Source organism: Sphingomonas colocasiae, assembly GCF_019880585.1.
Classification (GTDB): domain Bacteria; phylum Pseudomonadota; class Alphaproteobacteria; order Sphingomonadales; family Sphingomonadaceae; genus Sphingobium_A; species Sphingobium_A colocasiae.
Map to the genome: position 1 here is coordinate 513,073 of NZ_JAINVV010000001.1, position 20,457 is coordinate 533,529.

At 66.7% G+C, this 20,457-nt stretch carries 20 protein-coding genes; 11 read left to right on the forward strand and 9 right to left on the reverse strand.

Translation table 11 applies throughout. From position 1 onward, the window contains the following. Positions 1–46: 46 nt before the first annotated feature. The 4 genes from K7G82_RS02435 to K7G82_RS02450 form a co-directional block, all read right to left on the reverse strand. Positions 47–1,123, reverse strand: coding sequence for a PA0069 family radical SAM protein (locus K7G82_RS02435; protein ID WP_222988218.1), 1,077 nt, complete (start codon positions 1,121–1,123; stop codon positions 47–49). A gap of 65 nt (positions 1,124–1,188) precedes the next feature. Then, positions 1,189–1,716, reverse strand: coding sequence for a molybdenum cofactor biosynthesis protein B (moaB, locus tag K7G82_RS02440; RefSeq protein ID WP_222988219.1), 528 nt, complete (start codon positions 1,714–1,716; stop codon positions 1,189–1,191). After that, complete coding sequence (locus tag K7G82_RS02445) at positions 1,706–3,469, reverse strand: lytic transglycosylase domain-containing protein (RefSeq protein ID WP_246623173.1); 1,764 nt, start codon at positions 3,467–3,469, stop codon at positions 1,706–1,708. The genes moaB and K7G82_RS02445 overlap by 11 nt, the downstream gene beginning before the upstream one ends. After that, entirely contained in the window at positions 3,466–4,176 is a 711-nt protein-coding gene (locus K7G82_RS02450; protein WP_222988220.1) for a uracil-DNA glycosylase family protein, read from the reverse strand. Before K7G82_RS02450 ends, K7G82_RS02445 begins: the two co-directional genes overlap by 4 nt. A gap of 133 nt (positions 4,177–4,309) precedes the next feature. Here K7G82_RS02450 and K7G82_RS02455 point away from each other — a divergent pair, with 133 nt between their 5' ends. The 8 genes from K7G82_RS02455 to K7G82_RS02490 all read left to right on the forward strand — a co-directional run bounded on the left by K7G82_RS02455 (position 4,310) and on the right by K7G82_RS02490 (position 13,136). Then, positions 4,310–5,959, forward strand: a complete 1,650-nt coding sequence (locus K7G82_RS02455; RefSeq protein WP_222988221.1) for an electron transfer flavoprotein-ubiquinone oxidoreductase — start codon at positions 4,310–4,312, stop codon at positions 5,957–5,959. Between the two features lie 28 nt (positions 5,960–5,987). After that, complete coding sequence (locus K7G82_RS30165; RefSeq protein ID WP_222988222.1) at positions 5,988–7,592, forward strand: tetratricopeptide repeat protein; 1,605 nt, start codon at positions 5,988–5,990, stop codon at positions 7,590–7,592. Positions 7,593–7,616: 24 nt separating this feature from the next. Beyond that, on the forward strand, positions 7,617–8,453 hold the full coding sequence (locus tag K7G82_RS02465) for a 4-(cytidine 5'-diphospho)-2-C-methyl-D-erythritol kinase (protein WP_222988223.1): 837 nt from the start codon (positions 7,617–7,619) through the stop codon (positions 8,451–8,453). A 93-nt stretch (positions 8,454–8,546) separates the two neighbouring features. Further along, a complete protein-coding gene (locus K7G82_RS02470; RefSeq protein ID WP_222988224.1) occupies positions 8,547–9,305 on the forward strand; it encodes an enoyl-CoA hydratase/isomerase family protein in 759 nt (252 codons plus the stop codon). After that, complete coding sequence (locus K7G82_RS02475; protein ID WP_222988225.1) at positions 9,302–10,024, forward strand: N-formylglutamate amidohydrolase; 723 nt, start codon at positions 9,302–9,304, stop codon at positions 10,022–10,024. The genes K7G82_RS02470 and K7G82_RS02475 overlap by 4 nt, the downstream gene beginning before the upstream one ends. Before the next feature lie 84 nt (positions 10,025–10,108). Further along, a complete protein-coding gene (locus K7G82_RS02480; protein ID WP_222988226.1) occupies positions 10,109–10,546 on the forward strand; it encodes a hypothetical protein in 438 nt (145 codons plus the stop codon). 29 nt (positions 10,547–10,575) lie between these two features. Continuing rightward, the gene (locus tag K7G82_RS02485) at positions 10,576–11,937 is read left to right on the forward strand and encodes an NAD(P)H-hydrate dehydratase (RefSeq protein ID WP_343228516.1); all 1,362 of its coding nucleotides are present in this window, start codon (positions 10,576–10,578) and stop codon (positions 11,935–11,937) included. Continuing rightward, positions 11,928–13,136: a class I SAM-dependent RNA methyltransferase gene (locus K7G82_RS02490; RefSeq protein WP_222988228.1), complete on the forward strand. Its 1,209-nt coding sequence runs from the start codon at positions 11,928–11,930 to the stop codon at positions 13,134–13,136. Before K7G82_RS02485 ends, K7G82_RS02490 begins: the two co-directional genes overlap by 10 nt. Before the next feature lie 138 nt (positions 13,137–13,274). Here the strand turns inward: K7G82_RS02490 and K7G82_RS02495 are convergent, their stop codons facing one another. From K7G82_RS02495 to K7G82_RS02510, 4 genes are all read right to left on the reverse strand, one after another. Further along, positions 13,275–13,694 (reverse strand): MAPEG family protein, encoded by a 420-nt coding sequence (locus tag K7G82_RS02495; RefSeq protein ID WP_222988229.1) that lies wholly within the window; start codon positions 13,692–13,694, stop codon positions 13,275–13,277. Positions 13,695–13,762: 68 nt separating this feature from the next. Further along, positions 13,763–14,956 carry a type III PLP-dependent enzyme gene (locus K7G82_RS02500; protein ID WP_222988230.1) on the reverse strand — a complete coding sequence of 398 codons (1,194 nt, stop codon included), beginning with the start codon at positions 14,954–14,956 and terminating at the stop codon, positions 13,763–13,765. A gap of 193 nt (positions 14,957–15,149) precedes the next feature. Continuing rightward, entirely contained in the window at positions 15,150–16,322 is a 1,173-nt protein-coding gene (locus K7G82_RS02505) for a carboxynorspermidine decarboxylase (protein ID WP_222988231.1), read from the reverse strand. A gap of 120 nt (positions 16,323–16,442) precedes the next feature. Beyond that, positions 16,443–17,648, reverse strand: coding sequence for a saccharopine dehydrogenase family protein (locus K7G82_RS02510; protein WP_222988232.1), 1,206 nt, complete (start codon positions 17,646–17,648; stop codon positions 16,443–16,445). Positions 17,649–17,768: 120 nt separating this feature from the next. Between K7G82_RS02510 and K7G82_RS02515 the strand changes: the two genes are divergently transcribed. Genes K7G82_RS02515 through K7G82_RS02525 form a run of 3 tightly spaced genes read left to right on the forward strand, consistent with a single transcriptional unit; the run spans position 17,769 to position 19,695 of the window. Beyond that, on the forward strand, positions 17,769–18,722 hold the full coding sequence (locus K7G82_RS02515; protein ID WP_246623176.1) for a threonine ammonia-lyase: 954 nt from the start codon (positions 17,769–17,771) through the stop codon (positions 18,720–18,722). Then, entirely contained in the window at positions 18,719–18,907 is a 189-nt protein-coding gene (locus K7G82_RS02520) for a hypothetical protein (protein WP_222988396.1), read from the forward strand. The genes K7G82_RS02515 and K7G82_RS02520 overlap by 4 nt, the downstream gene beginning before the upstream one ends. Beyond that, positions 18,904–19,695: a dimethylarginine dimethylaminohydrolase family protein gene (locus K7G82_RS02525; protein ID WP_222988234.1), complete on the forward strand. Its 792-nt coding sequence runs from the start codon at positions 18,904–18,906 to the stop codon at positions 19,693–19,695. Before K7G82_RS02520 ends, K7G82_RS02525 begins: the two co-directional genes overlap by 4 nt. Before the next feature lie 52 nt (positions 19,696–19,747). On the opposite strand, the gene K7G82_RS02530 is transcribed toward K7G82_RS02525, so the two are convergent. Next, positions 19,748–20,404 carry an alpha/beta hydrolase gene (locus tag K7G82_RS02530; RefSeq protein ID WP_222988235.1) on the reverse strand — a complete coding sequence of 219 codons (657 nt, stop codon included), beginning with the start codon at positions 20,402–20,404 and terminating at the stop codon, positions 19,748–19,750. Between the last annotated feature and the right edge of the window lie 53 nt (positions 20,405–20,457).

A 20,457-nucleotide genomic window follows, 5' to 3' on the forward strand; every position in this document is an offset into this window, starting at 1 on the left:
TCTGGTCATTCCGGCGAAAGCCGGAATGACTGTTGCAGGGACGCTCCTAAAACAACCGCATCTGCGCGCCTTCGGGCGGCCTGAACAGATCGGTTCTGAGGTTGAGCCATTGCCGGTCGTTGAGGCCGGTCTTGCGGCACGCGATCCTGAAGCGTGTCCGCAACAGGTCCGCCCAGGCGCCTTTGGGTCTCATGCGCGTGTGGAAGTCGGGATCATTGTCCCGCCCGCCGCGTATCTCGCGGATGATCGCCATCACCTTGCCCGCGCGATCCGGGAAATGCGTGTCGAGCCATGCGCGGAACAACGGCGCGACCTCGAAGGGGAGCCGAACGAGGATATAGGAGGCATGCGCGGCGCCCGCGTCCGCCGCTGCTTCCAGGATATGCTCCATCTCGTGATCGGTAATCGCCGGGATCACCGGCGCGATCGAGACGATGGTGGGGATGCCGGCCTCGCTGAGCGCCTTGATCGCCGCCAGGCGCCTTGCCGGTCGCGGCGCGCGGGGCTCCACGGTCATCGCCACTTTCGGATCGAGCGAGGTGACCGACACCATCACCGAGACCAGCCCGTCTTTCGCCATGTCGGAAAGCAGATCGATATCGCGCGTCACCCGATCGGATTTCGTCGTTATCATCAGCGGGTGGCGCGTTTCGGCCAGCACCTCGATACAGCTTCTCGTGATCCGCCAGTCGCTTTCGATCGGTTGATAGGGGTCGGTATTGGTGCCCATGGCGATCGGGGCGACCGCATAGCGCGGCTTTGAAAGCTCCGCGCGCAGGAGAGACGCGGCATCGGGTTTCGCGAACAGCTTCGTCTCGAAATCCAGCCCGGGCGACAAATCGTGAAAGGCATGGGTCGGGCGCGCGAAACAATAGATGCAGCCATGCTCGCACCCGCGATAGGCGTTGATCGACCGGTCGAAGCCGATATCGGGCGATTGATTGCGCGCGATGATCGTCTTCGGTTTCTCGATCGTCACCGTTGTCCTCGCCTTCGGCGCCTGCCCGTCAATGGCGTCGCGTGCGTCCAGCCAGTCGCCATCGATCTCGGTCGATGGGAGATTGAATCGCGTGCTCTCTCGATTGAGCGTCGCGCCACGGACCGGGCGAAGCTTTGCATCCATCGGCGCAGAATGCGCCGCGAATGAGAACATATCAAGAACAAATCGTTCCTGAATCGGCGATGCAGTCAGCGCTCGGTCAGTCTCGGCATCAGTTCGACGAAATTGCAGGGCCGGTGGCGACTGTCGAGCTGGCTGGCCAATATGCCGTCCCATCCATCCTTCACCGCGCCGGTCGAGCCGGGAAGCGCGAAGATATAGGTGCCGCGCACCACCGTCGCGGCGGCACGTGACTGGATGGTCGAGGTGCCGATCGACTGATAGCTCAGCCAGCGAAACAGTTCTCCGAAACCCGGAATCGTCTTGCCGCCGAGCCGCTCGAGCGCTTCGGGCGTCACGTCGCGTCCGGTGACGCCGGTTCCGCCGGTGGTGATGATGCAATCGACCTGCTCGTCTTCCACCCAGGCGTGCAGCCGGGCGACGATCAGATCTATCTCGTCGCGGATGATCGCGCGTTCGGCCAGGATATGGCCGGCGGCTTCGAGACGCGCGACCAGCGTGTCGCCGGACCGGTCGTCGGCGACCGTGCGGCTGTCGGAAATGGTGAGTACGGCGATCCTGACCGGCAGGAACGGCGCGCCTTCGTCAATCGGCACTGGGTGCTCTTGTGCCGGTATCCATGCGGACCGCCGTCGCGCCCGGAAGGCCGGGAAAACGCGGCCACAGTCCCTGCGCGAGGGCCGTCATGCTGGCGGCGCGTTCGCCCGCGTTGCGCTCGTACATCCAATAATTGCGCAGCACGATCGTCACATAGCCGCGTGTTTCCCAATAGGGGATCGATTCGATGTAGAGCAGCGGATCGCCGCGATCGATGTTGCGCGCATTCCAGTCGCGCACCGGCGCCGGGCCGGCATTATAAGCGGCGATCACCTTGGGCAGCAGCCCTTCGGTACCGGAAAAGTCGCGCAGCGCCTCCAGATGGGCCTGCCCATATTCCATGTTGGTCGATGGGCTGGTGAGCGATTCGCGCGACCAGTTGGTGCCCTTGCGGCGCGAGATGTCCTGCGCGGCGGCGGGCATGATCTGCATCAGGCCATAGGCGCCGGCCGGGCTGACCGCATCGCGCCGGAAATTCGATTCCTGCAATGCATGCGCGAACAGCAGCGATCGATCGACGCGCCAGCCGCCATCGGGTGTCCAGTCCGGCGCGGGATAGCGGGCGCGGGGGCCGGGATTGGCGCCGGCCGGGCCGTTATGCGCCAGCCAGAGCTGGGTTTCGGGCAGGTTCAGCCGTTCCGCCAGCGTCACCAGCGCGGCATGATCGTCACGCCCGCCGATCCGTGCCTGATGGCGCAGCGCTTCGTCGGCCAGCTTGAACTCGCCGATTTCGGAGAGCGCCACGGCGGTGGCGATGTTGGTCTTGCGCGACAGGCGTCCCCAATCGGCGGTCACCAGATCGGGGCCCGACTGATCGCGCCGCTTGATGCCGAGCGTTTCGGAGGCGAGCAGGCCGTAGAACGTCTCGTCCATGCGCGCCGCATTGCGCAGGCGGCCCTGCACCTTTTGCGGCTCGCCCAGCGCGATGTCGGCGCGCGATGCCCAATACAGGCCCGCCGCGCGCATCTCGCTGTCCTCGCCGCGCGCGGCGACCGATTCGAATGCGGTGCGCGCGGCCTGGAAATCCTTGTCGCGCCAGGCGGCGAGCCCGGCGACCCAATCGGCATGCACCGCCCATTCGCCGGTGCCGGCCTGCGCCTTGGCGGCGAGCGCGCGCGCGGCGCGATCGTTGCCTGTCAGATAATAGGACCAGGCGACACGCTGCTGCCATTCGGTGAGCGCGGCAGAGCTCAGCGTTGCCGCCGCCGTGTCGATCAGCGCTTCGCAGGCGGCGGGGTCGTCATTCTTGATGAGCGGCAGGATCTTCTGCCCGAGCGCCGCCGCCGCCGCGTCGTCCTTGATCGTCGAGGCGCGTTGGCGGAGCGGGCGGCTGCCGAGCCAGATCAGGCGCTGCGCCGTCGGGATGGCGGGCAGTTCGGTCGCACCGCGCGTCGTGGCGAGGCGCGCGAGCTGCGCCGATTGCGGCATGTCCGGCGCCTGGTTGAGCAGCGTCACCAGCGGGTCGAGTTCGACCTTGGGCGAGCCCTTGGCCAGATAGAGTTCGGCGCGCGCGACCGTGTGGAGCGGGCCGGCCTTCATGGCATCGAGCCTGGCTGCGGCATCGGCCCATTTCTGGCCGCGAATGGCCGTGAATATCGCGCGATAGCCCTCGCGTTCCTCGGCGCTCAACTGGGTGGGGAGCGTGGCGCGCGCGGATTTTGCGGGCGCACGCTGCAGCGTTTCGCTGGCGGCCAGCGCGGGCGCGATGGGCGCAAGCAACAGCACGGCGCCAAGCAGAAACTTCGACTTCAAATCCCGATACCCCCGATGAGGAGCCTAAGATCCTTCCACACGTCCGCCTTGCGGGCGGGATTCTGGATCAGGAAACGCGGCGCGAAGCTCGCGATCGCCTCCACATTGACGCCTTCATGGTTAATAATACGTAACTTTCCGCGCATCTCGACCAGTTCGGTCCCGAGAATTGCACGGCTCGCCGCCTGACCCATCACGAGCAGCCTTTTGGGCGCGGCGAGCGCGATGTGACGGCGCGCGATATCGGCGATCGCCGGCAGCGAGGCCGGCGCGATCCGCCCGCCCGCCGGGCGCGCGAAACACATGGAGGCCAGATAGATCGATCCGCGATCGCGGCCGATGGCGGCGAGCATGCGATCGAGCAGCCGGCCGGTCTCGTCGGACAGCAGTCGTCCGGCGGCGGCATCGGCCGGTTCGGGCATTTCGATCATGATCATCAGGTTCGACGCGGGGTCGCCCTCCGCCAGCAGGCGCCGGCCGGCGAGCGAGCCATCGGCCATCGATGGAACGGATTCGGCCCAAGCGCGGAATTCGGCGATCGTCGCCGGCATCGCGGCCTTGGCGGGGCGAGCCGGGGTTGGGGCGTGCGCCGGCGCGCCGGCCGGCGGTTCTGCCAGCCAGTTTCTCGGCGCATCGGCTATGGGGGTGTCGAACCCCGCCTCGCGCCACCAGTCGAGCGCGCTCAACGCACCCGCCATGTCCAGCATATCATCCCCCGCCAGCATCCGTCCCTTAGAGTCCAAGGTTGACGAGGCGGTCAATCTTCATGCACCGCAGTTCTGGCAAGGCGTGTCACGCTTGCGATGACAGGAATCGCGCGGTGCGCCTGGAGGGACGGGAATGAGCGAACGGGAATCGATGCCTTATGACGTGGTGATCGTCGGCGGGGGGCCTGCCGGCCTGGCCGCGGCGATCCGTCTGAAGCAGCGCGCGGCGGAAACCGGCACCGAGATTTCGGTCTGCGTGCTCGAAAAGGGCTCGGAGATCGGTGCGCATATCCTGTCGGGGGCGGTCGTCGATCCCAAGGCGCTCGACGAATTGCTGCCCGACTGGAAATCGAGCTGCGCGCTGGCGCAGACGCCGGTCACCGAGAATCATCACTGGGTGCTGACGGCCAACGGGAAATACGAATTCCCGCACATCCTGATGCCGCCCTTCATGAACAACAAGGGCACCTATACCGGCTCGCTCGGCAATCTCTGCCGCTGGCTGGCCGAGCAGGCCGAAGGCCTGGGTGTCGAGATCTTCCCGGGTTTCGCCGCCGCCGAGATCCTGTTCAACGAGGACGGATCGGTGAAGGGCGTCGCGACCGGCGATATGGGCATCGCGCGCGACGGCACGCGCAAGCCCGATTATCAGCCCGGGCTGGAACTGCACGCCAAATATACCTTCTTCGCCGAGGGCGTACGCGGGCACCTGACCAAGGAGCTCAAGCGGATCTTCGATCTGGAGGCGAACTGCCAGCCGCAAGTCTATGGCATTGGACTGAAAGAACTCTGGGATATCGATCCAGCCAAGCATGAGGCGGGCCGGGTGATCCACACCCAAGGCTGGCCGCTCGGCGATGCCTGGGGCGGTGGCTTCCTCTATCATCAGGCGAACGGTCAGGTCGCGCTCGGCTTCGTCGTCGCGCTGTCCTACAAGAATCCCCATCTTTCGCCGTTCCAGGAATTCCAGCGCTGGAAGACGCATCCGGCGATCCGCGCGATCCTGGAAGGCGGCAAGCGCGTGTCCTATGGCGCGCGCGCGATCAACGAGGGCGGCTGGCAGTCGGTCCCCAAGCTGACCTTCCCCGGCGGCGCGCTGATCGGCTGTTCGGCCGGCTTCGTGAATGTGCCCCGGATCAAGGGCAGCCATACCGCGATGAAATCGGGCATGCTCGCCGCCGAGGCGGCGTTCGACGCCATCGCGGCCGAGCGTGCCGGCGACGAACTGAGTGCCTATCCCGATGCGCTGAACCAGAGCTGGATCGCGAAGGAACTCAAGATGGTCCGCAATGTCGAGCCGGCGGTCGCCAAGTTCGGCGGCACGGCGGGAACGTTGATCGCGGGCGCCGACATGTGGATGCGGCAATTGGGGATCGGCCTGCCGTTCACCTTCGGTCACACGCCGGACAATGAGAAATTGTGGCGTGCCGACCAGTGTGAGAAGATCGACTATCCCAAGCCCGATGGCGTCATCAGCTTCGATCGGCTCTCCTCGGTGTTCCTGTCGAACACCAATCATGAGGAAGATCAGCCGATCCACCTGACGCTGAAGGATGCGGACATCCCGATCTCGTACAATCTGCCGCTTTATGACGAGCCGGCCCAGCGTTACTGCCCGGCCGGTGTTTACGAGGTGGTCGGCGAGGATGAAGGCAATCCGCGTTTCCAGATCAACGCGCAGAATTGCGTCCATTGCAAGACCTGCGACATCAAGGACCCCACGCAGAACATCAACTGGGTGGTGCCCGAAGGCGGCGGGGGCCCCAATTATCCGAACATGTAGTCGCCTTGCCGCAGCGCTGCTGCTGAGTGTGTGCGCCGCCGCCCCGGCGGCGGCGACGCTCGGCGATGCGGCGGCGATCGGCAATTATGTGCGCGCGCGCCTAGCCGATACGGCGGGGGCACCCGAACAGGCCGTGACCGGCTATGCCGCGCTGCTGGCGCAGCAGCCCGATGATTCCGCCATCGCGCTGCGCGCCTGGCGCGGTGCGATGGCGGCCGGCGACATGGCTTTGGCATTGCGGGCCGCCAGATTGCTCGATGCCCGTGGCGTGCTGCCCGCCGAAGGGCGGATCCTGTTCGCCGCCGAAGCCATGACGATGCGCGACTGGGCGAAGGCGCGTCTCGCCATCGATCGTATCGAGGAGGAACAGGCCTTCGAATTCCTGGCGCCGATCCTGCGCGCCTGGGTCGATCAGGGCGCGGGCGACGGGCCTTCTGCGGCGCGGCTGCAAGGGCGCTTGCCTGGTTTGACCGCCGCTTATGGCAACGAACAGCGTGCGCTGCTGCTGCTGGCCGACGGCAAGGCGGAAGGCGGTGTCGAGATATTGCGCGCGACCGGCGGCAATGGATCGAGCATCGCACGCGATGCCGTCCGAATCGCGGCCGCTTCGCGGCTGACCAGTCTTGGCCAGCGCGATGCCGCGCTGTCGCTGCTGAGCGAAGATGACGTCGATCTGGCCGCCGCGCGCGCGCTGGTGGCGCGTCGCCGTCTGCCGGGCGCGGTGACGACGGCAGCGGCTGGGTTGTCGCTGCTGCTGGTGCGGCTGGCGGAGGATATCCAGCGCCAGCAGCCGACGCCGATCGCGCTTTCGCTGACCCGCATCGCCGGCATGCTCGATCCGCGCAGCGATGCCGCACACCTGCTTGCGGCGTCGATGCTGGCGGCGGACGGCCGCAGCGCAAGCGCGATCGGCGCGCTCGACCGGGTCGACCCCAAAGGGCCATGGGTTTCGCGCGTCGGCGACGCGCGCGCGCAATTGCTTGTCCAGCGCGGCGAGGCCGATGCGGCGCTGGCCTTCGCCACCCGCGCGACGCGCGCCAAGGCGGCGACCGCCCAGGACTGGATCAGGCTTGGCGGCGTGCAGAGCGCGATGGCGCACCATGGCGAGGCCGCCAAATCCTATGCGCGCGCGATCGAGCTGAATCAGGCGGCCGGCGTCGATCCGGGCTGGACGCTCTGGCTGCTCAAGGGCGGCGCCTATGAACAGGCGGGCGATTGGGCCAATGCGCTGCCCGCGCTCAAAAAGGCGGCCGCCCTGGCGCCGGATCAGGCCGCCGTTCTCAATTATCTGGGCTATGCGCAACTCGAGCGGCGCGAGAATCTGGAGGAGGCCGAGCGCCTGATCCGCCGGGCGAGCGAATTACGGCCGAAGGACAGCGCGATCACCGATTCGCTCGGCTGGGCCTATTATATTCGCGGCAACCTGCCCAAGGCGATCGAGACGCTGGAACGCGCCGTCGCCGGACAGCCCGACGAGCCGACGATCAACGAGCATCTGGGCGACGCCTATTGGGCGGCGGGCCGTCGCATCGACGCGCGCTATGCCTGGCGGGCCGCGCTGATCGGCGCGGAGGGGCAGGTCGCCGATCGTTTGCGCGACAAGATCGATATCGGCCCGCAAGCCAACCCCTGATCCATTGCTGCATTCGAGACGCGCGTGACCCTGCACGAAACCGCCTGGGCGAAGATCAATCTTGCGCTGCATGTCCGCGCGCGCCGCGCCGACGGCTATCATGACATCGAAAGCCTGTTCGCCTTCGCCGATGCGGGCGATCTGCTGTCCGCCGGGATGGACGAGCGATTGTCGCTGACGATCGCGGGGCCCTTCGCGGACGGTTTGTCGGATGGCGAAGACAATCTGGTGATCCGCGCCGCGCAGGCGCTGCGCGATGCCGCCGCGCCCGGGCGCGGTGCCCGGATCACGCTCGACAAGCGTCTGCCGGTCGCGGCGGGTATCGGTGGCGGATCGGCGGATGCGGCGGCCGCGCTTCGGCTGCTGGCGCGGCTGTGGCAGGTCGAGGACGAGCCATTGCTCATGCGGATCGCCGCATCGCTCGGCGCTGATGTTCCGGCCTGTGTGCGGAGCCGGACCTTGCGGGGAGAGGGGCGCGGCGACCGGCTCGACCTGATCGATGACGCCGCCCTTGTCGGCATGCCGGTGCTGCTGGTCAATCCGCGCATCCCGCTTGCCACCGGCCCGGTCTTCAGGGGATGGAACGGTGAGGATCGTGGCGCGCTCGCGTCGGGACCGCCGCTCGACGCTGCTCTGTCGGGCCGCAACGATCTGGAGGCGCCCGCAGTCGCGCTGGTCCCGGAGATTGGCGGGATCGTATCCGCCCTGGCGGCGATGCCGGGTGTCCGGCTCGCCCGGATGTCTGGATCGGGGGCCACCTGTTTCGCGCTATTCGACGATGCCGAGGCGCGCGATCGGGCGGCCGCCTCGATCGCCGATCGCCGGCCAGGCTACTGGCAACTCGCCGCGGTGCTGCGATAGAGCGATCTGCAGTTCGATGGGCTCATCGAACGTTTCAAGGATCGCGGCGTGCTCCGGCGTGACATTCGCCGCGCGGGGCGGCAGAGATGGTGCATGTTCGATCTCGCACAGGACGGGCGCATCGCCCGCATCAGCCTCAATCGCGCGAGCGCGCGCAACGCCATTCGGATCGCCGACTGGGCGGATCTCGCGGATCTCGCCGAACGTGCCGTGGCGGAGGGCGCGCGGACGGTGATCATGCGCTCCGCCGTCACCGGCATTTTCTCGGCCGGTGCGGATCTGGTCGAACTGGAGGCGTTGCCCGGTGATGCGGTGGGGCAACGACGCATGCGTGCCGCGATGTGCGGTGCGCTCGATCGACTGGCGCGGCTTCCCGTCGCAACGATCGCGGCGATCGATGGCGGCTGTTTCGGCGCCGGGGTCGCGCTCGTCATGGCGTGCGATCTCCGGATCGGCGGGCATATGGCGCAATTCGCGATTCCACCGGCACGGCTGGGCATCGGTTATCCGCAGGAGGATATCGCGCGGCTGGTCGCCTTGGTCGGGCCCGGCCAGGCTGCCCGGCTGATGCTGACGGGCGAGCGGATCGGCGCCGATGAAGCGCATCGCATCGGATTGATCGAGTCCGTCGCGCACAGCGCGCATGGCGCGGTGAACAATCTCGCGACGCTTTGCGCCGAATCCTCGCCCACCAGCGTCGCGATGCTCAAGCGCGCGATCGCCGCCGCCGCCGCCGGCGAGCGATCGGGCAGCGTGTACGATGAAGCGTTCGAGCGCGCCTTTGACGGCGCGGATTTCGCCGAGGGGATCCTGGCGATGCGCGAGCGGCGGGCGCCGGAATTCGGCGCATGAATCCCAAGCTGATCGAAGGAGATGCGCGTTCGGGCCTCCTCATCATCGTCGACCATGCGTCCAACCATGTGCCCGAGGATATCGCGCTCGGCATCGATCCGGCGCTGCTCACCCAGCATATGGCGATCGATATCGGCACGGAGGCGCTGTGCGGCCTGCTGGCGGCGGAACTCTCCGCATCGGCGCTGCTCGCGACGGTTTCCCGGCTCGTCATCGATCTCAATCGGGAAGAGGATGTTCCAGGCCTGATTCCGCATGCCAGCGATGGTCACGCGATTCCCGGCAATGCGGATCTCCCGGCCGAAGCGCGCGCTGGGCGGATCGAGCGCTTCTGGCGCCCCTATCACGCGGCCATCGACCGGGCGATCGCGGAACTGAACCCACGCATGCTGGTGTCGCTACACAGCTTCACGCCGCGCCTGACCAGCGATCCCGATCAGCAGCGGCCCTGGGAGATCGGCGTTCTTTATAATCAGGACGAGCGCGCGGCGCGCGCGGCGATCCCGCTCCTCGAGGCGGCAGGCATCGCGACGGGCGATAATTTTCCCTATTCGGGCAAGATCCTGAACGCGACGATGAACCGGCATGGCGAGGGCAGGGGGCTCCCCTATCTGGGGCTGGAAGTGCGGCAGGATCTGATCGCCGATGCGGATGGCATTGCTCGCTGGGGCGCGATACTGGCGCCGATCATCGCCGGGACGCGCGACAGGCTGGGGTAAGGCGTCGACCTTCCACACTCTTCCCACAATGGCGGCCCGGCCTATAAGGGGGCGGTGAACCTATTGAAGCGAGCGCAGAAACCCATGTCCAAGCGGATATCCGATCGGGCGACCAGCCTTGGCGTGCTGGCGGCGCTTGCGGCCCTTCTCGCCGGATGCGACGGCAATCGAACCACCGATCAGTCCGCGCTTGCCGAGGTCGAGGCGCAGGCCCGTTCGGAAGCGGCCGATGACGGCAGGATCGATTGTGCGCCCGCTGGCGAGACCGCGTTCCAGCGCGCCTGCGAGATCGAACGTGGCCGAGACCGCGAAAATCATGTGACCCTGACGATCCGGCATCCCGACGGCGGCTTCCGCCGTCTGCTTGTCACCGGAGACGGGCGCGGCGTGATCGCCGCCGATGGCGCGGAACAGGCCGTGGTGACCACGATCTCGCCGCGCGAGATCGAAGTGGCGCTGGGCGGCAATCGCTATCGCCTGCCCGCTACCGTCAAGCCGGGCGCCGCCGCGGCCGGCCAATGATCCGCCAACGTCCCATTCTGACCGCGGCGATGATGCGCGCCGCGGAGGAGCGCGTCATGCGTGCGGAAACCAGCGTCGACGAGCTGATGGATCGTGCGGGCCGCGCGGTGGCCGAGGCCGCCTGGCGCTTCGGCGGCGGTCGGCCGGTGCTGATCGCCTGCGGGCCGGGCAACAATGGCGGCGACGGCTATGTCGCCGCGCGCCACCTGGCGGCACGCGGCGCCCGGGTGCGCGTCGCGGCGCTGGCGGAACCGCGCAGCGAGGTGGCGCGCCGCGCGCGGACCGCCTGGGATGGTCCTGTCGAGTCGCTTGCCGAGGCCGAGGCCGCGCCCATTCTGGTCGATGCCTTGTTCGGAACCGGCGTGACGCGGCCGCTGGATATGACGGCGAGCGATCCGCTGGCGCGGCTGGTGGAGGCCTCGCATTTCAGCCTTGCCATCGATCTGCCGAGCGGCCTTCAGACCGATACGGGCGCGTTGCTGGCGCCGGTGCCGCGTTTTTCCGCGACGCTGGCGCTTGGCGCGCTCAAGCCCGCGCATCGGCTCCAACCCGCAGCCGAACGCTGCGGGACGGTGCTGCTCGCCGATATCGGCGTGCCGGTCTCGACGCATTGGCATGAGGCCGCTCGTCCGTCGCTGCCCGCACCGGGGCCGCGCGATCACAAATATACGCGCGGCATGGTGATGGTGATCGGTGGCGGCATGCCCGGCGCGGCGCGGCTGTCCGCGATGGCCGCGTTCCGCGCGGGTGCCGGCATGGTCCGGCTCTATGGCGCGCAGGGTGGCGCCGATGCGCTGATCTGCCGCACGATCGACGATGTTCCTGCCGGGCTCGCCGATGCCCGCGTCAACGCGGTGCTGATCGGCCCCGGCATGCCACCCGATGCCTGCGGCCGCGACCTGCTCGAATCGGCGCTGGCGGCGGGGCATCCGCTCGTGCTCGATGCGGGCGCGTTGCGACTGATCGGCGAGACCGGTGTCGAACGGCTGGCGGATCTGCCCGCCATGGCGATCCTGACCCCGCATGACGGCGAGTTCGAGGGATTGTTCGGCGATGCGCCCATGCCCGGCGCGAGCAAGATCGATCGGGCATTGGCGGCCGCCGAGCGCTGCGGCGCGGTGATCGTCCACAAGGGGGCGGATACGGTGATCGCGGCGCCCGATGGGCAGGTGGCGATCGCCCCGCCCAATTCTTCATGGCTGTCGACCGGTGGAACGGGCGATGTGCTCGCCGGCGTCATCGCGGCGATGCGCGCGCAGGGACTGGATGCCTTCGCGGCGGCGAGCGCGGGCGTCTGGCTGCACGCTGAAGCCGCGCGCCGCGCCGGGCCGGCGTTCGTCGCCGATGATCTGACTATCCAGCTTTCGGGAGCGCTTGCGCAATGTCTGTAACAGTCGAGGCCGCAGAGATCGTCCGCGTGGCCGGGCGCGGTGACGGTGTCACCGCCGATGGCCGCTTCGTGCCGCTCGCGGCCCCGGGTGACGCCGTGACGCCGGATGGTACTATCCTGCCGGGAAAACATCATAATCCGCCGCAATGTTCGCATTATCCCGAATGCGGCGGTTGCCAGCTCCAGCATCTCGACGATGAGAGCTATGCCGATTTCGTGCGTGATCGGATCACGATCGGCCTGGCGGCGCAGGAGCTTGCCATACCCGAACTGATGCCGGTGCATCTGTCGCCGTCCCATGTGCGTCGTCGCGCCAGCCTGAAGGCGGAGCGCCGGGGGCGACGTGTGCTGATCGGTTTCAATGCCGGGGCGAGCCACCGCATCGTCGATATGGCCGATTGCGCGATCCTCCATCCGGCGCTGTTCGCGCTGATCGCGCCGCTGCGGCAATTGCTGGGGGCGATGCTGCGCGAGAAGCGCGTCGCCAATATCCGGATGACGCTGGCGGATCAGGGTGTCGATCTGCTGATCGACGGGATCGAGGCGGACGGGCTTGCCGTGTCGGAAGCGCTGACCGATTTCGCGGTCGCGCACGGGCTGGCGCGACTTGCGATCGACGACGGCTATGGTCCGCAGACCCGATGGGAGCCCGATCCGGTCACGGTCACGCTCGGCGGCGTCGCCGTGCCCTTGCCCCACGACAATTTTCTTCAGGCGACCGCCGATGGCGAAGCAGCGCTGGTCGCCGCGGTCAAGGACGCGGTGGGCGACGCGCCGACCGCCGCCGATCTGTTCTCGGGGCTGGGCACCTTCGCGCTGGCGCTGGCGGGCACGCGCAAAATCTATGCGGCGGAAGCGGCGCGCGATGCAGCCGGTGCGCTCAAGGCCGCTGCCGGCCGCGCGCAGCGGCCGGTGTTCGTCGAACATCGCGACCTGTATCGTCGCCCGCTCACCACGGCCGAACTTGACCGGTTCGGCGCGATCGTTCTCGATCCGCCGCGATCGGGCGCCGAGGAACAGGTGAAGGCACTCGCCGCCGCGAAGGTGCCGCGCATCGCCTATGTCTCGTGCAATCCCGCGACCTTCGCGCGCGACGCCAGGATCCTGGTCGCTGGCGGTTACCGGCTTGTGCGGATCACCGCGGTCGGCCAGTTCCGCTGGTCGACCCATGTCGAACTGGCGGCCGCGTTCGAACAATAGAGTGATTTCGAGGCAGGTGAATCACCTGCCGGCTCGGAGCCGCAGGTCAGCGAAGCTAAATCACGGTAAATATGGGATATTCAGAGGCGATCCGGTTCAATCTGAACGGGATCGCCTCTGAGGCGACCGCCTGGATCGTTAAAACACGATCAGCGCGGCGTGGATCGCCAGTATCGCCAGCGAGACCGTCGAGAGCACGAAGACGATAAACCGGATCATGATCCGGTTGACGGTGGCCTGCACCAGGCTGTGCAGCACGCGCAGCCCGACATAGGCCCAGGCGATCTGCGCGTTCAGGCCATCGCCGGCGCCGAGCAGCGCCAGCGTGAGCGCGGTGGCGTAGAAGATCGTGGGCTGTTCCATCAGGTGATTGTAATTGTCCGCTTTCCAGCGGACTTCGGGCGGCAGCACCGCCGTCAGCGTGCCGGGCGGCACTGTCGGGTCGAGCTTCACGTTCAGCCGCTGCATCGCCGGAATGCGTGTCGCGTACATCCAAAGCCACATCACCAGCGACCACAGGACAAGCGCCACCACGGGCGCGAGGATTTCGCTCTTCATAAGAAAACACCCCCTCCTTCGTTGTGAAGGAGAGGGTGCTTCAGGCCGTTTCGGTCGTCAAACGAAACTCAGTTGCGCTTGAGCGTCACCACCGAATTGCGGCGTGGTTCCTCGATCCCGGTGTAGAGGCTCGCCATCGGCTCGTCCTCCGCGATCACCGTTCCGACATCGCCGAAGCCGTTGAAGGCGGTGCGCATCGCGCAGCCATAGGCGCCCAGCATGCCGATCTCGATATAGTCGCCCGCCCGGGTGTCGGCGGGCAGCATGAACGGCCCCGCCATATGGTCGAGATCGTCGCAGGTCGGGCCATAGAAGCTGAACGCCATGTCGCGCGTGTCGCTTTCGTCCTCGCGCACCAGCTTCACCGGAAAACGCCAGCCGACATGCGCCGCATCGAACAACGCGCCATAGGCGCCGTCGTTGATGTACAGTTCGTCGCCCCGGCGCCGCTCGACGCGAACCAGCAGGCTCGCATATTCGGCGCACAGCGCACGGCCCGGCTCGCACCAGAGTTCGGCCGAATAGCTGATCGGCAGATCTTCGAACGCGGCGTGGATCGCGGCGAAATACGCCTCCAGCGCGGGCGGCTCCATCCCCGGATAGACCGAGGGGAAACCGCCGCCGACATCGACGAGATCGACCGTGACCGCGGCCTGGACGATGGCGGCGCGAACCTGTTCCATCGCTTCGGTATAGGCGCGCGGCGTCATCGCCTGGCTGCCGACATGGAAGCAGATGCCCAGCGTGTCCGCCGCCTGGCGGGTCGCCATCAGCAGATCGGACACTTCGGACGGCGCGGCGCCGAACTTGGAGGCCAGGCTGAGCTTCGAATGATCCGACGACACCCGCAGCCGCACCGCGAGCGTCAGATCGCTCGCATGGCGGGTCGCGCGCTTGATCTTCTCCAGTTCCTCGATCGAATCGAGCGAGAAGGTCTTTACGCCATGGGTGAAATAGGCCTCGCGGATCGCTTCCTCGGCCTTGACCGGGTGCATGAAGCACAGTTCGGCCTCGGGCAGCGTCTTCGCGACCATGCGCACCTCGGTGATCGAGGCGACGTCATAATGCGTGATTCCGCTGGCCCACAGGATCTGAAGCAGATCGGGCGAGGGATTCGCCTTGACCGCATAGAGGGAGCGACCCGGAAACTTCTCTACGAAGAAACGGGCTGCGCGCTCTGCGGCGTGCGGACGAATGAGCGTGACCGGCTGAACCGGACGAAGGGCGGTCGCTAGCCCCAGCGCGCTATGGTGCTTGTGCAACTCAAGGGACCTCCAGTGGGTAGTTCACAAAGAGCTGCCTTGCGGTGGAAGTCCCATGGGGCAGCGGAAGGCGCGATATATGTGGGGGGGGCGGGGGTGTAAAGACCGTTTGCAAGATTCTTGCGCGCATCCGCTGGAAATGGCGGAATTTCAGGATGAAGCGGGAAATGTGCGGGACGAATTCGCCCCGCGATCACGACAGGCGGTCGCGGAAATCCTCGTAGGAGAAGCGTTTCACGATCCTCAGCGAGTCGTTTTCGCTGTTCCACAATGCGATAGCGGGCAGCGGTACCCCATTGAAACTGTTGGTCTTGACCATCGAATAATGCGCCTGATCGAGAAAGGCGATGCGATCGCCCACCTGGGGTGGGGTAGCGAATCGATAGTCGCCGATGATGTCACCGGCCAGGCACGACGGGCCGCCGAGCCGGACCGGCACACCGTCCTCGGCTTCGCCCAGCATGGCAGGGCGATAGGGCGCCTCGATCACGTCGGGCATATGGCAGGTGGCGGAGATGTCGGTGATGCCGATCGGCACGCCGTTCTCGAACGTGTCGAGGATCTCGCCGACCAGGATGCCGGCGTCGAGCGCGGTGGCTTCGCCCGGTTCCAGGAAGATGTCGAGCCCGGTGGACGCGCGGACGCGCTTGATGAAATCGACCAGATCGTCGCGTTGATAATCGGCGCGCGTGATATGGTGGCCGCCGCCGAAATTCAGCCATTTCAATGTGTTGAAATACGGCTCTAACTTGGCTTCCAGTGACTGCCAGGTGCGGCGCAGCGGCTCGAAATCCTGTTCGCACAGGCTGTGGAAGTGCAGGCCGTCGACACCGTCCAGATCCTCGGCGCGAAGCTGCGACACGGGGAAACCCAGCCGCGATCCGGGCTGGCACGGGTCGTATTTCGGCACCTCTCCCTCGCTATGCTCAGGATTGATGCGCAGTCCCACGTCGAACACGTCGCCGGCGGCGCGCGCGGCCTCGATCTGCGGCAGGAAGCGGCGATGCTGGGCGGGGCTGTTGAAGATGACGTGATCGGACAGGCGCAGGATCTCGGCCATGTCCTCGGCCTTGTATCCGGCGCAATAGGTGGCGACCTCGCCGCGATATTTCTCGCGCCCCAGAAGCGCTTCCCACAGGCCCGACGCGCAGACGCCGTCGAGATATTCGCCGACCACGTCGCCCAGCGACCACATGGAGAAGGCCTTGAGCGCGAGCAGCACCTTCGCGCCCGAACGGTCGCGCACATCCTTGAGCACAGCGAGATTGCGCCGCACCGCCGCCTCGTCGACGACGAAGCAGGGGCTGGGCACGCGGCTCAGGTCGAAATGCGCAAAGGCTCCGGGGGCGCCGGCTCTGGTTTCCATTTTTACGGTCCCTGGAGACCCGCTCGCCCTGAGCCTGTCGAAGGGCTGTCCTTCTTCCGCACCGGGGCAAAGAGGGGCAGGGCTTCGACGGGCTCAGCCCGAACGGATCTGTAACTAGATTCAGAACTGAAGAGGTCCATCCAACTCCTTGACCTGCCAGGGCAGGCCATGGTCGTTCAGCATGTCCATGAACGGATCGGGATCGAACTGTTCCATGTTGAACACGCCCTCGCCGCGCCACTTGCCGGTCAGCATCATCGCGGCGCCGATCATCGCCGGCACGCCGGTGGTGTAGCTCACCGCCTGGTTGCCGGTCTCCTCATAGGCGTCCTCATGGTCGCAGATATTGTAGACATAGACCGTCTTCTGCTCGCCATCCTTCTCGCCGGTGGCGATATCGCCGATATTGGTCTTGCCGTGCGTCGTCGGCCCCAGGCTCGACGGTTCGGGCAGCACCGCCTTCAGGAACTGCAGCGGGATGATCTCGCGGCCTTCATAGATGACCGGATCGATTCGGGTCATGCCGACATTCTGCAACACTTCCAGATGCTTGAGATATGCATCTCCGAACGTCATCCAGAAACGGATACGCTTGATCTCGGGATAGTGCTTGGCCAGCGATTCCAGTTCCTCATGATACATGAGGTACATGTTCTTCTCGCCGACGGCCTCGAAGTCGAACACCTGCTTGTGGCTGAGCGCGGGGCCTTCCACCCATTCGCCATCCGCCCAGTGGCGCGATGGCGCGGTGACTTCGCGGATGTTGATCTCCGGATTGAAGTTGGTCGCGAAATGCTGGCCATGGTCGCCGCCGTTGCAGTCGAGGATGTCGAGCGTATCGATGCGGTCGAGCAGGTGCTTCTTGATATAGCTAGCGAAGACCGAGGTGACGCCCGGATCGAAGCCCGAACCGAGCAGCGCCATCAGCCCGGCTTCCTTGAAGCGGTCATGATAGGCCCATTGCCAGCCATATTCGAACTTGGCTTCGTCGCGCGGCTCGTAATTGGCGGTGTCGAGATAGTCGACGCCGGCCTTCAGGCACGCCTCCATGATCGAGAGGTCCTGATAGGGCAGCGCCAGATGCACGACCAGCTTGGGCTGCACGCGCGCGATCAGCGCGGCGGTCGCCTCGACATCGTCGGCATCGACTTCGGCCGTGTCGATGACGACGCCGGTGCGCGCCTTCACCGATTCGGCGATCGCGTCGCATTTCGCCTTGCGGCGGCTCGCCAGCGTGATGTGCGAGAAGATGCCGGGGTTCATCGCCATCTTGTGCACCGCGACCGACCCGACGCCGCCTGCGCCGATCACCAGAACCTTGCTCACGCCCATCTCCATTTGCCGGGGGAAAGTGCGGCTATATAGGGATGCTTCGTGACAGGGCAAAGTACGACATGACGATGCGCTGGAACGATCGAGTCGATGCGAACCCCTGGAGCCTCACTGATGCGCAAGCCCAATCGAGACGGCGTTCTCGCCGCCGCCGCGAAGATCGCCGAAATCCTGCCCGAAACGCCGCTGCTGTCCTTCGAGCGCGATGGCGCGACCATCTGGTGCAAGGCCGAATCGCTCCAGCCGATGGGCGCGTTCAAGCTGCGCGGCGCCTGGCATCGGCTGACCGATCTTGACGCCCAGCAGCGCGCCGATGGCGTCGTCGCCTTTTCTTCGGGCAACCACGCGCAGGGCGTCGCCTGGTCGGCGAAGCGGCTCGGCATGCCGTCGACGATCGTCATGCCGTCTGATGCGCCGCGCAAGAAGCTGGAGAATACCCGTGCGCTGGGCGCCGAGATCATCCTGTACGATCGCATGACCGAGGATCGCGCGGCGATCGGCGCGGCGCTGGCGGCTGAGCGCGGGGCCACGCTGGTCCCCAGCTTCGACGATGCCTGGGTGATCGAGGGGCAGGGCAGCGCGGGCATCGAGGCGACGGCGCAGATGGAGGCGCGTGCCGGCGGCGCGCCCGATCGCATCGTCATTCCCTGCGGCGGCGGCGGCCTGTCGGCCGGCATCGCGCTCGCCTGCCCCGATGCGGAGATCGTCATCGCCGAGCCGGAGGGCTGGGACGATATGCGCCAGTCGCTCGAGACCGGCGAGATCGTGCCCGTCGGCCCCAATCCGCCGCCCACCGCCTGCGATGCCCTTCAGACGACGCTTGTTTCGCCGCTGACCTTCGAAGTGCTCAGCGGACGCGGCGCGACTGGGGTCGCCGTCAGCGAGGCGGAAGTCGCCGAGGCGATGCGTTTCGCGTTCGACAAATTGCGGCTGGTGGTTGAGCCGGGCGGCGCCGCGGCGCTGGCGGCGGTGCTGGCCGGCAAGGTCGAGCTGGGCGAACGGACGCTGGTCATCATTTCCGGCGGCAATGTCGACGACGCCAGGTTCGCGGCGGTGCTCTCGGCGTGAGTGGCATTTTCGGTTCGGTTGCATCCTTCGCGGTCGCGGCCGGCCCCGCCATCCTGATGATCGCCGCCTTCGCCCTGGCGATCGGCGGCTTCAAGCTGATCCGCCGGGGGAACCGGCAAAAGGGGGTGTTGATGATCGTCTGCGCCGTCGTGTTCGTCGCCAATGTCGTGATCCTGACGGCATGACCGGGAACCGCATCTTCGACTTCACCGACGCGCTGGTCCGCACGCCGGCGCCCAGCGTCGTGAGGGGACTGCGCGCCGGCGGGCAGGACGATCCCGATCATCGCACCGTGCTTGCCGAGCATACGACCTATGTCGATGCGCTTCGCGCCGCGGGCGTCGCGGTCGAGGTCCTGCCGCCGCTCGACGCGTATCCCGATTCGATCTTCGTCGAGGATCCGGCCTTTGTCGTGCCCGAAGGCGCGATCCTGTTGCGGCCGGGCACGCCCAGCCGGCTGGGCGAAAGCGCCGAACTGGCGGCGGTGCTCGAACGGCGATTCGCCACCGTGAAAACGCTCGATCGCGGCTATGCCGATGGCGGGGACATTCTGATCCTGCCGGATGAGATCCTGATCGGATTGTCCGCGCGTACGGACCAGGAAGGCGCCGAACGCTTCGCGGAGCTGATGGCCGGGTTCGGCCGTACGGTCCGGGTCGTGGCGCCGCCGGCGGGCACGCTGCATCTGAAGACCGCGTCTTCGCTGATCGACGAGAAGGCGGTGATCGCCACGCCCGCGCTGGCCGATGCCGGCCTGTTCGGCGATCTCGACGTCATCGAGACGCCGGAAGGCGAGGAAGCGGCGGCGAACCTGCTGCGCGTCAACGATGTGGTGCTGGTCGGCGCCGGCTATCCCGCGACGGCCGCGCTTGTCGCGGCGCGCGGCTTGAACATCGTTCCACTCGCGGTTTCGGAGATCGCGAAGATCGATGCCGGCCTGTCGTGCATGTCGCTGCGCTGGCGGGCGAGTTAGTGTCTCGATCGCTTCAGGCCGTGCAGGCCTGAAGCGATCGGGGTCTGGCCGGTCACTTGATCGGCGAGTTCGGATCCAGCCGCATGTCGAGATAATTGTCGACGGCGCGCATCATCTCGTCGAGTTCATGCTCGAAGAAGTGGTTGGCGCGCGGAATCTCGTCGTGATGGATGGTGATGTGCTTCTGCGTGCGCAGCTTGTCGACCAGCTTCTGCACCGCGCCGGGCGTGACCACCTCGTCGCCGGTTCCCTGCACGATGATGCCGGAGGCCGGGCAGGGCGCCAGGAAGGTGAAGTCGTACATGTTCGCCGGCGGCGCGATCGAGATGAAGCCGCGCACTTCGGGGCGGCGCATCAGCAACTGCATGCCGATCCAGGCGCCGAAGCTGAAGCCGGCGATCCAGGTGGTCTGCGCTTCGGGATGGAAGCTCTGCACCCAATCCAGCGCGGCGGCGGCGTCGGAAAGTTCGCCAACGCCATTGTCGAAGGTGCCCTGGCTCTTGCCGACGCCACGGAAGTTGAACCGCAGCGTCGCGAAGCCGCGCCGCTGGAAGGTCTTGTAGAGCGCCTGGGTGATCCGGTCGTTCATTGTGCCGCCGCCCTGGGGGTGCGGATGCAGGATCATCGCGACGGGCGCGCGAGGACGGGGAGGCGGGCTGAACCGCCCTTCGAGGCGGCCTTCGGGGCCGGGAATGATGACTTCGGGCATGGCACCTTCGTGCTGAAAAGATGGATTGGTGCGTGGCTCCATGCGGGATGGGG